We start from the raw sequence: 14,001 nt of genomic DNA, 5'->3' as shown, positions 1-14,001 counted from the left end.
GTGGCGCCCCGGACGTCAGTCGACCGGCCAGGTGTGGACCGGGGCGTTGAGATGCATGTAGTCCATGTACTGCTGGGTCATCCGGCGCAGCGCCTCGTGGCGGCCGGGCCGGGCGGTGGCGTCGATGTGGTGGAACATCTCCTTCTGCCAGACCGCGCCGTTGCGGCCGGTGACGCAGCGCTGCTCGATGATGCCGAGCAGCGGCTCCCGCCAGGCGGAGTCCATGCCCGACAGCTCCAGTCCCCGGTGCGCCAGCGGCAGCAGCCGGCGCAGGACGAGTTCGGGCACCGTCACCTCGCCCACTCCGGGCCAGTACAGGTGTGCCTCGATGCCGTGCCGGGCGGCGGTGTGCAGGTTGTCCTCGGCGACCGAGAAGGACATCCGCGACCACACCGGCCGTTCCTCCTCCACCAGGGCGCGGGTGAGCCCGTAGTAGAAGGCGCCGTTGGCGAGGGTGTCGGCGACCGTCGGGCCGGCGGGCAGGACCCGGTTCTCCACGCGGACGTGCGGCTTGTCGTGGGCGACCGCGTAGACGGGCCGGTTCCAGCGGTAGATGGTGCCGTTGTGGAGGGTCAGCTCGCCCAGTTCCGGGATGTCGCCGCGGTCGAGGGTCTCGGCGGGGTCCTGCTCGTCGCACAGGGGCAGCAGCGCCGGGAAGTAGCGGAGGTTCTCCTCGAAGAGGTCGAAGACGCTGTTGATCCAGCGCTCCCCGAACCACACCCGGGGCCTGACCCCCTGGGCCTTGATCTCCTGCGGCCGGGTGTCGGTGGCCTGCTCGAACAGCGGGATGCGGCTCTCGTGCCACAGTTCCTTGCCGAGCAGGAAGGGCGAGTTGGCCGCGAGGGCGACCTGGACACCGGCGATGGCCTGGGCGGCGTTCCAGTAGTCCGCGAACTCCTCCGGGGCGACTTGGAGGTGGAACTGGGTGCTGGTGCAGGCGGCCTCCGGCGTGATCGTGTCCGCGTAGGTCCGCAGGCGGTCGACGCCGTCCACCTCGATGTGCAGGTCCTCGCCCCGGGCGGCGAACACCTGGTCGTTGAGCAGCCGGTAGCGCGGGTTCTCCGACAGGGCCGCCTCGCCCACGTCGGACTGGCGCAGTGTGGGCAGGGTGCCGACCATGATCAGATGGGCGCCGACCGACGCGGCGCGGTCCTCGGCGTGGTTCAGGGCGGCGCGGATCTCGGTCTCCCAGGCGTCCGGGCCGCCCGCGGTCAGCCGCCGGGGAGGGATGTTGATCTCCAGGTTGAACCGGCCCAGCTCGGTGGACCAGGCAGGGTCCGCGATCGCTTCGAGGGCGTCACTGTTGCGCATGGCAGGTTCGCCGCGGTCGTCGACCAGGTTCAGTTCGATCTCGAGGCCGACCTGGGGCCGCTCGGTCTCGAACCGTGACTCGCGCAGCATCTGCGCGAAGGCCTCCAGGCACTCCTGCATCTTGATCCGGTACCGGCGGCGGTCCTCGCGCGTGAAGACCAGCGCCGGGACGTCCCGTCCCATCGGTCCTCCCGGGGTTGCCTTCCGCGGACGCTCCTCCACCCCAGCGTCGCACCACCCGGCGCACCCCACCAGACGGAACGGAGCGGGGGCCCACCGCACCGTGTGCGATGGACCCCCGTCGGTTCAGGTCCTCGTGGGCCCGAGCGGCCCTACAGCTTGCCGGACGCGCGCACCGTGATCTTCTTGGAGGTCTTGCCCGCCGGGGAGGAGCCGTAGCCCTCGACCTTGTCCACCACGTCCGTGCCCTCGACGACCTTGCCGAAGACGACGTGCTTGCCGTCCAGCCAGGGGGTGGGGACGGTGGTGATGAAGAACTGCGAGCCGTTGGTGTTCGGACCCGCGTTCGCCATGGAGAGGAGGTACGGCTCGGTGTGCTTGAGCTGGAAGTTCTCGTCCGCGAACTTCTCGCCGTAGATGCTCTTGCCCCCGGTGCCGTTGCCCGCGGTGAAGTCACCGCCCTGGAGCATGAACTGCGGGATCACGCGGTGGAACGGGGAACCCGCGTAGCCGAAACCGTGCTCGCCGGTGGCCAGCTCGATGAAGTTCTTGGCGGTCTTGGGGGTGACGTCCTCGAAGACCTCGAAGACGATGCGGCCCGCATCCTGGCCGTCGATGTCGATGTCGAAGTAAACCTTGGAATTGCTCATCGCACCATTGTGACCTGTGACCCCTGGTGATGCCGAACCGGCTGCCCGTTCAGCGTGTGGCGAGCAGTCCGAGGGTGTCGATCACCCGGTTCGAGAAGCCCCATTCGTTGTCGTACCAGGCGACCACCTTGACGTGCCGGCCGTCCACGCGGGTCAGCGCCGAGTCGAAGATCGACGAGGCCGGGTTGCCGGTGATGTCGGAGGAGACCAGCGGGTCCTCCGAGTACTCCAGCACCCCGGCGAGCGGACCGTCGGCGGCGGCGCGGTAGGCGGCCAGGACGTCCTCGCGGGTCACGTCGCGGGCGACGGTCGTGTTCAGCTCGACGATCGAGCCCACCGGGACCGGCACGCGGATCGAGTCGCCCGACAGCTTGCCGTCGAGGCCCGGCAGGACCAGGCCGATCGCCTTGGCGGCGCCCGTCGTGGTCGGCACGATGTTCACCCCGGCGGCGCGGGCCCGGCGCGCGTCGCGGTGCGGGCCGTCCTGGAGGTTCTGCTCCTGGGTGTAGGCGTGCACCGTGGTCATGAAGCCGTGCTCGATGCCGGCCAGCTCGTCGAGGACGGCGGCGAGCGGCGCGAGGGCGTTGGTGGTGCAGGAGGCGTTGGAGACGACCGTGTGCGCGGCCGGGTCGTAGGCGTCGGTGTTCACGCCGTAGGCGAGCGTCACGTCGGCGCCGCTGGACGGTGCGCTGACCAGGACCTTCCGGGCACCCGCGGTCAGGTGGGCGCGGGCGGCCTCGGCCGAGGTGAAGCGGCCGGTCGATTCCAGCACGATGTCGACGCCCAGCTCGGCCCACGGCAGCCGGGCGGGCTCGCGCTCGGCGAGCACCTTGATGCGGTGCCCGTCCACGACCAGGGTGTCCCCGTCGACGGTCACCGGGCGGCCGAGCCGGCCGGCCGTCGAGTCGAAGGCGAGCAGGCGGGCCAGGGTGGCGGGCTCGGTGAGGTCGTTGACGGCGACGACCTCGAGCTTCGTGTCGCGTTCGAGCAGTGCGCGCAGCACATTGCGCCCGATGCGGCCGAATCCGTTGATGCCGATGCGAGTCATGAGTGGTGTGTCCCTTTCGTTTCGCCACCGTGTCCTTCGCCTTCAGGCTCGCGCACGCCGGGTGCGGGCGGCAGCGGCGTGAGTGCCACGGTTCGCAAGGATCACGCCAGGCCGGGGGAGCCGGGCGTGGTTCGGCTATTCGCCCCGGGAGAAGGTGCGCCGGTACTCGCTGGGGGTGGTGCCGAGGATGCGCTGGAAGTGCAGCCGCAGGTTCGCGCCGGTGCCCAGTCCCACGTCGGCGGCGATCTGCTCGACGCCGTGCTCGGAGCGTTCGAGCAGCTCACGGGCGAGGTCGATGCGCGCCCGCATGATCCATTGCATCGGCGTGTACCCGGTGTCCTCGACGAAGCGCCGGGAGAGGGTGCGCGCCGACACCGCCGCGTGCCGGGCCAGTGCCTCCAGGGTGAGCGGCTCGGCGAGCCGGCGCAGTGCCCACTCGCGGGTGGCGGCGAACCGCTCGCCGAGCGGCTCGGGCACGCTGCGCGGCACGTACTGGGCCTGGCCGCCGCTGCGGTAGGGGGCCGCCACGAGACGGCGGGCCGCGTGGTTCGACGCGGCCACCCCGAGGTCGCCGCGCAGGATGTGCAGGCACAGGTCGATGCCGGAGGCGGCGCCTGCCGAGGTCAGGACGCTGCCCTCGTCCACGAACAGCACGTTCTCGTCGACCCGCACGCGCGGATGCTTCGCCGCGAGGGCCCGTGTGTAGTGCCAGTGGGTGGTGGCCCGCCTGCCGTCGAGCAGGCCCGTGGCGGCGAGCGCGAACGCCCCGGTGGAGATGGCGGCGAGCCGCGCTCCCCGCTGGTGGGCCGCCGTCAGCGCGTCGAGCACGGTCCGCGGCGGGTCCTCGACGTCGGGGGACCGGTACCCCGGGAGGAAGACCACGTCGGCCCACGCCAGGGCGTCGAGGCCGTGGGCGACGTGGTAGGACAGGCCGTCACCGCCGGTCACCAGGCCGGGCGCCGCGCCGCACACCCGTACCTCGTACGGCATGCTCGCGCGGGTGGTGAAGACCTGCGCCGGGATGCCGACGTCGAGCGGTTTCGCGCCTTCGAGCACGAGGACGGCGACGCGACGCAGGCGGGAGGACGGCACGGGAAAAGCGTACGCGGCGAGTCACCGGAGGTCAGCCCAGGCCGAGGACGCTCATCGTGTGCTCGGCCATGCGCCGCTCGCCGAGGGCGTTGGGGTGCACGGGAACGATGCTCTGCCCGAACAGCAGCGGTTCGATCCAGCGGGTGCCGCGGGCCTCGCAGGCGTCGTGGCCCTCGGAGACCGCGGAGAAGTCCACGTAGGTGGTGCCCGTCTCCTCGGCGGCCCGCCGGACCGCGTCGTTGAGGTGCGCCTGGATGGCGCGCAGGTAGGGCACGTCACCGGCGGCGACGGGCAACTTCACGAAGCAGGACGGGTCGGCGGTGGCGGGGGTGATCCACGGGTAGCCGAGGGCCGCCACCCTGGCGTGCGGAGCCTTGGCGCGCACGTTTAGGAGCGCGTCCTTGAGGGCGGGATAGGTGTTGGCCTCGATCTGGTCGTCGAAGGAGGTGCCGTGGCGGTCCTTGCAGGGGCTGCCCTTGCCACCGCTGAGAACACCCGCCGTGCCGCAGGCCGTGATGGCGTTGATGAAGGTGTTGTTGTCGTTGCCGCCGATGGTGAGCGTGACCAGGTCCGTGCCGGCGTCGAGCGCGTCCAACTGGGGGGCGACGCCCGGGTACTGGGCCTGCGAGAAATGGGCGGTCTGGGCGGCGCCGCAGGTGACGTCCTTGAGACGGGCGCCCGTGGTGGCCGCGATGACGTGGGGGTAGTTGGCCGTCGAGCGCAGACAGAGCAGGTTGGTGGGGTCGACGGGCAGGACGCCCGAGCCGGCGCTGTAACTGTCGCCGAGAGCCACGTAGTCGAGGGTGGCGGGCGTGGCGTGGGCGGTGGCGTCGGTGAGGCCGAGTGCGAGCGCGCCGGCGGCGGCTGTCGCGGACGTGACACGGCGAAGGGCATGCTTCGGCATGTGCTCTCTCTTCTTCGGGAGGAGGGGCGGCAGCGGGTTACCCGGCGGTTCTACTTTTAAGTAATGTGCAGGGCCGTTGACTCCAAGTCAACGCTGCTGACGGAACTTCTCGCAGTGGGTGCGGCGATGGCCGTTCGGCGAAGTCGATTGAATTTCGATCGATTCCCATTGAAGATCGATACATGCATCGTCTCCTCATCGCCGCACTCCGGGCCGGCATCGCCGCAGCGATCCTGCTCGGCCTCTTCGGGCAGATCGTCGTCATCCCCACCACGGCGTCCGACGAGGCCGACCGCTTCCCGCCCTACGAACCCTTCGCCGTGCCCTACGCGACGGTGGCGATCGCCGGAGTCGCCTGCGTACAGGTCGTGCTCGGCGCGGTGTGGATGCTGCTCGACATGGTCGAGCGCGACGCCGTCTTCACCCCGCGTGCGTTCCGCTGGGTCGACACCGTCATCGGGGCCACGGTCGTCGCCACGTTGCTGGCGCTCGGGACCGCCGTCCACCTGGCCGTGGCCGAGATCCCCTCGCCCGACGACGGTATGCAGGTGCTCGGCGCGCTGGGCGCCGCGCTCGCGTGCGTCGGTGTCGGCGCCGTGTTCGCCATGCTCGCAGCCGTCATGCGCGGCCTGCTGGGCAAGGCGACCGCGCTGCGCAGCGAGATGGCCCAAGTGGTGTGACGGCTCCGTCGCCGGTGCCCGCCGCCAGGCGCGTCCCGCCCGTTCCGCTCCTTCGCCCACACCCCCACGGAGCCGCCGCCATGCCGCCCACCGAGTCCGAACTGGCCGACGCCGTCCACCGCGCGGCCCGCGCGGCCCTGCTCGACCTGTTCCGCCAACACCCCGACCACCGGTTCTACTACTGCGCGTTGGTGACCTCGGGCGAGGCCTACGGACCCGCGCTGTCCGCCTGGTCCGAGCAGGCCCTGGCCGCCGAGTCGGCCCGACAGGGATGCCCGCCCCTCGACCTCAAGTGGTCGTACGCCGACTCGCCGTTCTGCTGCTACGGCGAGGAGCACCTGGAACCGGTCCGGCCCCTCTTCGAGGCCCGGGGCGACCTCTTCGACCTGCCGGACGACGAGGCGGACGCGGAGTTCGAGCTGCGCCTGCGGGCGATGGAGACGGCCATGGCCCGGCTGGACGCCGAAGGCCTCTTCGGCACCGGCGCCGGCCGGCACGCCGTCGTCGTCACCGTCGAAGTGCCGTCCGAGGAGGGCGACGAGGAGCGGACGCTGCGGCTGAATCCGCCGGAGGCGCTGGCGGACTGGGCGGCGGAGGCCCGCGCGGAGGTCGTCTGACCGGCGGCGACGGCCGCCCGCGCTGTTCTAGAGTTGCCCACACCAGTGCAGACGATTCTCTGGACCTGTGAGGTACGCACCAGCCATGACCACCGAAACGTTTGAGTTCCAGGTAGAGGCGCGTCAGCTCCTGCAGCTGATGATTCACTCCGTCTACTCGAACAAGGACGTGTTCCTGCGCGAGCTCGTCTCCAACGCCTCCGACGCGCTGGACAAGCTGCGCCTCGCCGCCCTGCGCGACGACGCGCCCGACGCCGACGTGAGCGACCTGCACATCGAGCTGGAGATCGACAAGGACGCCCGCACCCTGACCGTGCGGGACAACGGCATCGGCATGTCGTACGACGAGGTCACCCAGCTGATCGGCACGATCGCCAACTCGGGCACCGCCAAGTTCCTGCGGGAGCTGCGCGAGGCCAAGGACGCGGCCGGGGCCGACGGGCTCATCGGCCAGTTCGGCGTCGGCTTCTACTCGGCCTTCATGGTCGCGGACGAGGTCACCCTGGTCACCCGGCACGCCGGCGAGACCGAGGGCACCCGGTGGACCTCGCGCGGCGAGGGCACGTACACCCTGGAGCGGCTCGACGAGGCCCCCCAGGGCACCGCCGTGACGCTGCACCTCAAGCCGGCCGACTCCGACAACCAGCTCCACGACTACACCTCCGCGTGGAAGATCAAGGAGATCGTCAAGCGGTACTCGGACTTCATCACCTGGCCGGTCCGCCTGCTGCCGGAGCCCGGCGGGGACGGCGACGGTACGGACGGCGAAGGCGCCGAGGCCCGCGAGGCCGAGACGCTCAACTCGATGAAGGCCCTGTGGGCCCGCCCGCGCGACGAGGTCTCCGACGACGAGTACCACGAGCTGTACAAGCACATCGCCCACGACTGGCGCGACCCGCTGGAGACCATCCGGCTCCAGGCGGAGGGCACCTTCGAGTACCAGGCCCTGCTCTTCGTGCCCTCGCACGCCCCGCACGACCTGTTCACCCAGGGCTACCGGCGCGGCGTCCAGCTCTACGTGAAGCGCGTCTTCATCATGGACGACTGCGAGGAACTGCTGCCGCCCTACCTCCGCTTCGTCAAGGGCGTCGTCGACGCGCAGGACCTCTCGCTCAACGTCTCCCGAGAGATCCTCCAGCAGGACCGCCACATCCGCATGATCCAGCGCCGGCTCACGAAGAAGGTCCTCGCGACGGTCAAGGACCTCAGGACGTCGGCGCCGGACCGCTACGCCACGTTCTGGCGCGAGTTCGGCGCGGTGCTGAAGGAAGGCCTGGTGACCGACTCCGAGAACCGGGACGCCATCCTCGCCGCCTGTTCGTTCGCATCCACCCACGACGCCGACGAGCCCACGTCGCTCAAGGACTACGTGGAGCGGATGAAGGACGGGCAGGACGACATCTACTACATGACGGGCGAGTCCCGGCAGGCCATCGAGAACTCCCCGCACATGGAGGCGTTCCGCGCCAAGGGTGTCGAGGTCCTCCTGCTCACCGACGCCGTCGACGAGGTCTGGGTCGACGCGGTGGGCGAGTACGAGGGCAAGACGCTGCGCTCGGTGGCCAAGGGCGAGATCGACCTGTCCGGCACCGAGCAGGACAAGAGCGACGCCGAGAAGGAGAAGCAGGGCGAGGAGTACGCCGGACTGCTCGGCTGGATGACCGAGCACCTGGGCGAGGACGTCAAGGAGGTCCGCCTCTCCTCCCGCCTCACCGTCTCCCCGGCCTGCGTCGTCTCCGACGCGGGTGAGCTGACGCCCGCCCTGGAGAACATGTACCGGGCGATGGGCCAGGAGGTGCCCAGCGCCAAGCGGATCCTCGAACTCAACCCCGAGCACCAGCTGGTGAAGACTCTGAACCGGGCCTGGACCGACCGGCGGGACCGCGCGGAACTGACCGAGACCGCCGAGTTGCTGCACGCCCTCGCGGTGCTCGCCGAGGGCGGCCGGCCCAAGGAGCCCGCCCGGTTCGTGCAGCTGATGGCGGACCGCCTGGAGCGCACCCTGTAGCCGGCCGGAAAGACACGGACGGACACGGACGTCCACGGAAGGGCACGGAAAGGCCGGAAAGACCCGGATGTCACGCCGTCCGCCATCCGCATGGCGAGACGGCGTGGCATCCGGAGCGCACTCCTCCGTATATTCGTACGCATGTATGCATCGGCTCCGCTGCTGTGCCTCGCGCTCTTCGCGTGCTCGGCGTGGTGCGTCGACGACGGCCTCTGTCGCCGCTGAGCCCCCGGACCGGCCGCGCCGCCGGTCCGCCAGCGCCCGCCGTCCCCGTGCACACCACCCCGGAGATCCTTCCGTGACCACCGCACCCCCTGCCGGGTCGTCCCCGGCCGCGCCCTCGCGCGCGTCCGCCCCGCTGTTCGCTCCCTCGCCCACCTCCTCGGCGCGGCCCGAGGCCCCGCCCCTGCCGCCGGTGCGGCGCACACCGCTCGCCGTGTCCGGGCTGCTCGCCGCCGCCCTGACCGCGTACGTGTGGTCCGCGCACGGCGCCAAGCCCGGCGTGCTGCTCCTGCTCGGTCTCGGTCTGGGCGTCGCCCTCTTCCACTCCCGGTTCGGCTTCACCTCCGCCTGGCGGCAGCTGGTCGCCGTCGGCAACGGCACCGGGCTGCGGGCGCACGCCCTGCTCCTCGGCACCACGGCCACCCTGTTCGCGCTCGTCATCGGTACGGAGACCGGGCTGTTCGGCTCCCAGCCCGCGCCGTCCGCCGGACCCATCGGCGTCGGCCTGTTCGCCGGGTCGGCGCTCTTCGCGATCGGCATGCAGCTCGGCGGCGCCTGCGCCTCGGGCACCCTCTTCGCGGTCGGCTCGGGACAGACCTCGATCGTGCTGACCCTGGGCGGTTTCGTCGCCGGCGCCACGCTGGCCGCCTGGCAGTTCGACCTGTGGAAGGACCTCCCGGCCTGGGAGCCCGTCGTGCTGTCCGAGCACATCGGCTGGTTCGGTTCCTGGGCCGTGACCGTCGTCGCGCTGCTCCTCGTGGTGCTGGTCAGCCGCCGTGTCCAGGCCCGCCGCAACCCGCCGCCGCTGGGTGCCGTGCCCTCGGCGCGCCGGGCGGCCGTCCGTGCCTTCCGCGGCTCCTGGCCGCTGGCCGTCGGCGCCCTCGCGCTGGCCGTGCTCGGCGCGGGCGTCCTGCTGGTCTCCGGCGGCGCCTGGGGAGTCACCAGCGCCTTCAGCCTGTGGGGCTCGGAGCTGGTCGGCGCGCTCGGCGGCCACCCGGAGAACTGGACCTGGTGGCAGCGGCCCGGCAACGCCGAGATGCTGGCCGGTCCGGTGCTCGCCGACAAGACCAGCCTCACCGACATCGGCATCATGATCGGCGCGGCCGTCGCCGCCTCGCTCGGCGGCACGTGGGCGCTGCACCGGGGCATCCCCTGGCGTACCGCTGTCGCGGCGGTGCTCGGCGGCGTGCTGATGGGCATCGGCGCCCGGCTGGCCGGCGGCTGCAACATCGGCGCCTACCTGGCGGGCATCGCCTCGGGCAGCCTCAGTGGCTGGCTCTGGGGCGCCTTCGCGCTGGCCGGCACCTGGGTGGGCCTCAAACTGCGGCCCCTGTTCGGCCTGGGCAACCCCAAGCCGGGCGACGGCGTCTGCTGACGGGGGATGCCCGTGCGGCGCGGGGGTCAGGCCCGCGCCGCACGGGCTGCTAGGGGGTGTCGCCGCCCCCGGCGTGCCGGTCCGTGGTGGTGATCCGGGCGATGGCCTCCAGGGTGAGGGCGCGGCCGTGCGGCTCCCGGGCCAGGGCGCGGTGCAGCGTCAGGCCCTCGATGAGGGCGTCGAGCTGGCGGGCCGTGTCCGGGTCGAAGTGCTTCTCCAGGTGGACCCGGCTGCGGCGCATCCACTCGTGGGTCAGCTCCCGGTAGGCCGGCTGGCGCGCGGCGAGCGTGTACAGCTCCTGAGTGAGCACCAGGTCCCGCTGGCTGTCCTCGGACAGCTCGTGCACGAGGTCGGCCACCGCCGCCCGGGCCCCGTCGCGGTCGGCGGCGGCGCCGAGATGCTCGTCGAAGACCGCGACGATGTGGTCGGTGAACCGGCCGAACGCCTCCCGCAGCAGCTGCTCGATGCCGCTGAAGTGATACGTCATCGAGCCGAGCGGCACCCCCGCGCGCTGCGCGATCCGCCGGTGGGAGACGCGGGCGATGCCCTCCTCGGCGATCAGGTCCAGGGTGGCCGCGAGGATGCGCTCCCGCCGCTGCGGGTCCGTGTGTCCGGTTGCCATGGGAGAAGACTCACACGTTCCGTACCGGCCGGGCGGGGTTGCCGACGGCCACGACGTTCGCCGGCACGTCCTTGGTGACGACCGCACCCGCGCCGATCACCGCGTTGTCCCCGATGGTCACGCCCGGCAGCACGATCGCGCCCCCGCCCAGCCAGACGTTGTCGCCGATGACGATCGGGCGGGCGGCCTCCAGCTTGTCCCGCCGGGGGCCGGGCTCCAGGGGATGCGTCGGGGTCAGCAACTGGACGTTCGGCCCGATCTGGCAGTCCTCGCCGATGGTGATCGCCGCGACGTCCAGCGCCGTCAGGTTGTAGTTGACGAAGGTGCGCGCCCCGACGGTGATGTTGCTGCCGTAGTCGACGTACAGCGGCGGCCGCACCTGGGCCTCGGTACCCAGCGAGCCGAGCAGCTCCGCGAGGAGCGGGCGGGCGGCCTCGGCGTCCTCCGCGTAGGCCGCCTGGTAGCGGGCGGCCAGCCGCACGGCCTGCTGCTGCCTGCGGGCGATCTCCGGGTCGTCGGCGATGTAGAGGTCGCCCGCCAGCATGCGTTCGAGATTGGTGCGGGAGTCGCCCGCGAAGTGGTCCGTCGGCATGCGTCCGATCCTACCCCTCAAAGCGTACGAACGTACACTCCTGGACGGGCCGTGTGGCGTGGCCGCGTGGCGGGGCCGTGCGGAGCGGCCGTACGGCTCAGCGGCGCCGTGCGGAGCGGCCGTACGGCTCAGCGGCGCCGTGCGGAGCGGCCGTACGGCTCAGCGGCGCCGGGGCCGGAGCACTCCCGCGCACAGGAGCACGAGGAGCCCCGCGAGCGGCACCACCAGCAGGCCCACCCGCAGGCTCGTCGCGTCGGCGACCAGGCCCACGACCGGCGGCGAGAGCAGGAAGCCGAGCCGCATCAGCCAGGAGACGAGGGTCAGCCCCGACCCGGGCTTGAGGCCGGGCAGTTCGTCGGCCTCGTGCATGGCCGCCGGTACCAGCGTCGCCACCCCGAACCCGGCCGCGGCGAACCCGAGGACCGTGCCCGGCACCGTCGGCACGGCCAGCGCCAGGCCCATGCCGACCGCCGCGATCAGAGCGCCGGAGCGGGCCACCGCGCGCTGGCCGAAGCGGTCCACCAGCCGGTCGCCGACGATGCGGCCGACGAACTGCGCGCCGACCAGGGCGACATACCCGGACGCGGCCAGCGCCGCCGTCGCGTGCAGTGAGTCGGAGAGGTAGAGGGTGGCCCAGGACATGCCCGCGTCCTCGACGAGGGTGCCGGCCGTGGCGATGAGGACGAGCGCGGCCAGCACCCAGCCGGTGCGCAGGGCAGCCGCCGGGGCCCGCACCGGCAGCGGCGCGCGGTCCTCGGCGCCGGTCTCGGCGGCCGGTTCCGTCTCGGTCTCCGGGCCCGGCAGGCAGTAGCGCAGGGCGACGCACGCCGCGATCGCGAACACCACGGCCGAGAAGAGCAGGTGCGGGCCGCGCGAGACGCCGAGCGCGATCGCGGCGGCGGCCATGGAACCGCCGGTGACGGCGCCGATGGACCAGATGGCGTGGAAGGAGTTGATGATGGAACGTCCGTAGCGGCGCTGCACCCGCAGACCGTGGGCGTTCTGCGCGACGTCGGTGAAGGCGTCCATCGCCCCCGCGAGGAACAGTGCCCCCGCGAAAACCGCCACCGAGTCCGCGAGGCCGGCGGCGAGGATGCCCACGCCGGTCAGCAGCGTGCCGCCGACCGCGACCCGCGCCGAACCGAACCGGCGCACCAGGACCCCGGCCGCGAGTCCGGCCGTGATGGCCCCCGCCGGGAACGCCGCAACGGCCAGTCCGTAGGCGGCGTTCCCGATACCGAGGTCCGCCTTGATCTGCGGATACCTCGGCAGCAGGTTGGCGAACAGCGCCCCGTTGGTGAAGAACAGCACGGCGACGGCCAGGCGAGCCCGCCGATCGGCCGGGGCGGGCCGGCGCAGTACGTCAACAGTCATGCGCGGGAGCCTACCCGCCAGGGCGTACGAACGTACACTCCTGATCGGCCGCCGTCTCAGGGGACGCGGGTCAGCGCCGCTCGGCGCACAGGGCCGCGTCCACGGCGCCCTGGAGGTGACGCAGGCTGTCGCCCTCGGCCGCCCAGGTCGTGGTGTAGACGGTCACGGTGCCCCGGCCGCCCGTGGCCCGGCCGCCGCCCACCGAACCGCCGGGCAGATCGCCGCCATGGCCCCAGTAGACGCCGCCGCAGCTGAGCGGGACCGAGGCGAGGCCGTACCCGTAGCGGCTGCCCGCCGGGTAGACGTCGCGGCTGCCGATGTCGGTGGTGTCCCGCGTCATCAGGCGTACCGCCCAGGCGGGCAGCAGCCGGCCGCCGAACAGGCCGTCCCAGAAGGCGTTGAGGTCGACGGGGGTGGACACGAGGCCGCCGGACGCGCCGAACTCGTGACCCGGCAGCTCGGTCACGTCCACCCTGCCGTCCTGCGGGTGCGCGGGATGGACGCCGTAGTTCCGGGCGTGCGGGCCGCGCAGGTCCAGCTCCCCGGGCGCGGGCCAGTAGGTGTCGTCCAGGTGCAGCGGGCGCAGGACCGTGCGCTCGACGTAGGTGCGGAAGCCGACCCCGGACACCTGGTCGATCACCATGCCGAGGACCAGGTAGTTGGTGTTGGAGTAGCCCCAGTCGGTGCCGGGTTCGAAGACGGGGTCCGCGTCGAGGGCCAGGGCCAGGTAGTCCTCGGGCGTCCCCGGCCGGGTCCAGTCCACCAGCGCCGAGTACTCCGGCAGCCCGCTGGTCTGCTTCAGCAACTGCCGTACGGTGATGGTGCTGTCCGCCAGCTGCGGCATGGAGGAGCCCGCGCGGTCGTCGAGGCCGAGCCGGCCGTCCGCCACCAGCCGCATCACCGCGGTCGCGGTGAACGCCTTGGTGTCGCTGGCGAGCCGGAACCGGCCCCGCTCGTCGGCCATCGGCCGGCCCGAGTCCAGGTCCGCGACGCCCGAGGTGCGGGTCGTCCTGCCGTCGTACGCGAGCGCGCCCGGTACGCCGTCGCGTGCGGTGAGCAGGTCCAGTTGACGCTGCACGGGGTCGGGGCGGTGTGCCGGGTGGGCCGCCGCCGCGGGCGCGAGGGCCCCGGTGAGTGCGGCGGAGAGCAGGACTGCGGCGGCGAGGCGCTTGCTCGGCCTCCCACGCGGCGATCCCTCTCGCCAGCCGGTCGTAGGCGTCGTCGTCCAGCGGGGAGGAGGCGCCCGCGTAGTAGGCGGCGGCCGCGCGCGCGGCGTCCTCGACCGCCTGGGCGTAGGCGGCCGCGTCGACGATCACTGCTGCGGGA

13 protein-coding genes are annotated in these 14,001 nt (G+C 72.3%); 4 read left to right on the top strand and 9 right to left on the bottom strand.

The genetic code is table 11. From position 1 onward, the window contains the following. Window positions 1–15 precede the first annotated feature (15 nt). From ACZ6IM_RS17810 to ACZ6IM_RS17790, 5 genes are all read right to left on the bottom strand, one after another. On the bottom strand, window positions 16–1,494 hold the full coding sequence (locus ACZ6IM_RS17810) for a glutamate-cysteine ligase family protein (protein WP_052840290.1): 1,479 nt from the start codon (window positions 1,492–1,494) through the stop codon (window positions 16–18). A 149-nt stretch (window positions 1,495–1,643) separates the two neighbouring features. After that, window positions 1,644–2,141, bottom strand: coding sequence for a peptidylprolyl isomerase (locus tag ACZ6IM_RS17805; RefSeq protein WP_052840289.1), 498 nt, complete (start codon window positions 2,139–2,141; stop codon window positions 1,644–1,646). Window positions 2,142–2,190: 49 nt separating this feature from the next. Then, window positions 2,191–3,189, bottom strand: coding sequence for a type I glyceraldehyde-3-phosphate dehydrogenase (gap, locus tag ACZ6IM_RS17800; protein WP_052840288.1), 999 nt, complete (start codon window positions 3,187–3,189; stop codon window positions 2,191–2,193). 135 nt (window positions 3,190–3,324) lie between these two features. Beyond that, the gene (locus ACZ6IM_RS17795; RefSeq protein ID WP_052840287.1) at window positions 3,325–4,281 is read right to left on the bottom strand and encodes a GlxA family transcriptional regulator; all 957 of its coding nucleotides are present in this window, start codon (window positions 4,279–4,281) and stop codon (window positions 3,325–3,327) included. Window positions 4,282–4,312: 31 nt separating this feature from the next. Further along, window positions 4,313–5,185 (bottom strand): SGNH/GDSL hydrolase family protein, encoded by an 873-nt coding sequence (locus ACZ6IM_RS17790; RefSeq protein WP_469557441.1) that lies wholly within the window; start codon window positions 5,183–5,185, stop codon window positions 4,313–4,315. A gap of 182 nt (window positions 5,186–5,367) precedes the next feature. On the opposite strand from ACZ6IM_RS17790, the gene ACZ6IM_RS17785 reads away from it, so the two are divergent. The 4 genes from ACZ6IM_RS17785 to ACZ6IM_RS17770 all read left to right on the top strand — a co-directional run bounded on the left by ACZ6IM_RS17785 (window position 5,368) and on the right by ACZ6IM_RS17770 (window position 10,087). Next, window positions 5,368–5,865 carry a DUF2975 domain-containing protein gene (locus tag ACZ6IM_RS17785; protein ID WP_052840285.1) on the top strand — a complete coding sequence of 166 codons (498 nt, stop codon included), beginning with the start codon at window positions 5,368–5,370 and terminating at the stop codon, window positions 5,863–5,865. Window positions 5,866–5,945: 80 nt separating this feature from the next. After that, the gene (locus ACZ6IM_RS17780; protein WP_052840284.1) at window positions 5,946–6,482 is read left to right on the top strand and encodes a DUF4303 domain-containing protein; all 537 of its coding nucleotides are present in this window, start codon (window positions 5,946–5,948) and stop codon (window positions 6,480–6,482) included. Between the two features lie 85 nt (window positions 6,483–6,567). Then, window positions 6,568–8,490: a molecular chaperone HtpG gene (htpG, locus tag ACZ6IM_RS17775; RefSeq protein WP_469557438.1), complete on the top strand. Its 1,923-nt coding sequence runs from the start codon at window positions 6,568–6,570 to the stop codon at window positions 8,488–8,490. 298 nt (window positions 8,491–8,788) lie between these two features. Further along, window positions 8,789–10,087 (top strand): YeeE/YedE family protein, encoded by a 1,299-nt coding sequence (locus tag ACZ6IM_RS17770; RefSeq protein ID WP_469557436.1) that lies wholly within the window; start codon window positions 8,789–8,791, stop codon window positions 10,085–10,087. A gap of 49 nt (window positions 10,088–10,136) precedes the next feature. Here ACZ6IM_RS17770 and ACZ6IM_RS17765 read toward each other — a convergent pair whose 3' ends face one another. From ACZ6IM_RS17765 to ACZ6IM_RS17750, 4 genes are all read right to left on the bottom strand, one after another. Beyond that, the gene (locus tag ACZ6IM_RS17765; RefSeq protein ID WP_052840281.1) at window positions 10,137–10,709 is read right to left on the bottom strand and encodes a TetR/AcrR family transcriptional regulator; all 573 of its coding nucleotides are present in this window, start codon (window positions 10,707–10,709) and stop codon (window positions 10,137–10,139) included. A gap of 10 nt (window positions 10,710–10,719) precedes the next feature. Beyond that, entirely contained in the window at window positions 10,720–11,301 is a 582-nt protein-coding gene (locus ACZ6IM_RS17760) for a sugar O-acetyltransferase (RefSeq protein WP_052840280.1), read from the bottom strand. Window positions 11,302–11,460: 159 nt separating this feature from the next. After that, a complete protein-coding gene (locus ACZ6IM_RS17755) occupies window positions 11,461–12,675 on the bottom strand; it encodes an MFS transporter (protein WP_469557434.1) in 1,215 nt (404 codons plus the stop codon). Window positions 12,676–12,745: 70 nt separating this feature from the next. Then, a complete protein-coding gene (locus ACZ6IM_RS17750) occupies window positions 12,746–13,825 on the bottom strand; it encodes a serine hydrolase domain-containing protein (RefSeq protein ID WP_469557603.1) in 1,080 nt (359 codons plus the stop codon). Window positions 13,826–14,001: the final 176 nt, after the last annotated feature.

The sequence above is a fragment of the Streptomyces sp. NPDC042336 genome, assembly GCF_055581985.1.
The sequence above is the reverse complement of the archived record's forward strand: the minus strand, read 5'-3'. Positions and strand labels throughout refer to the sequence as shown.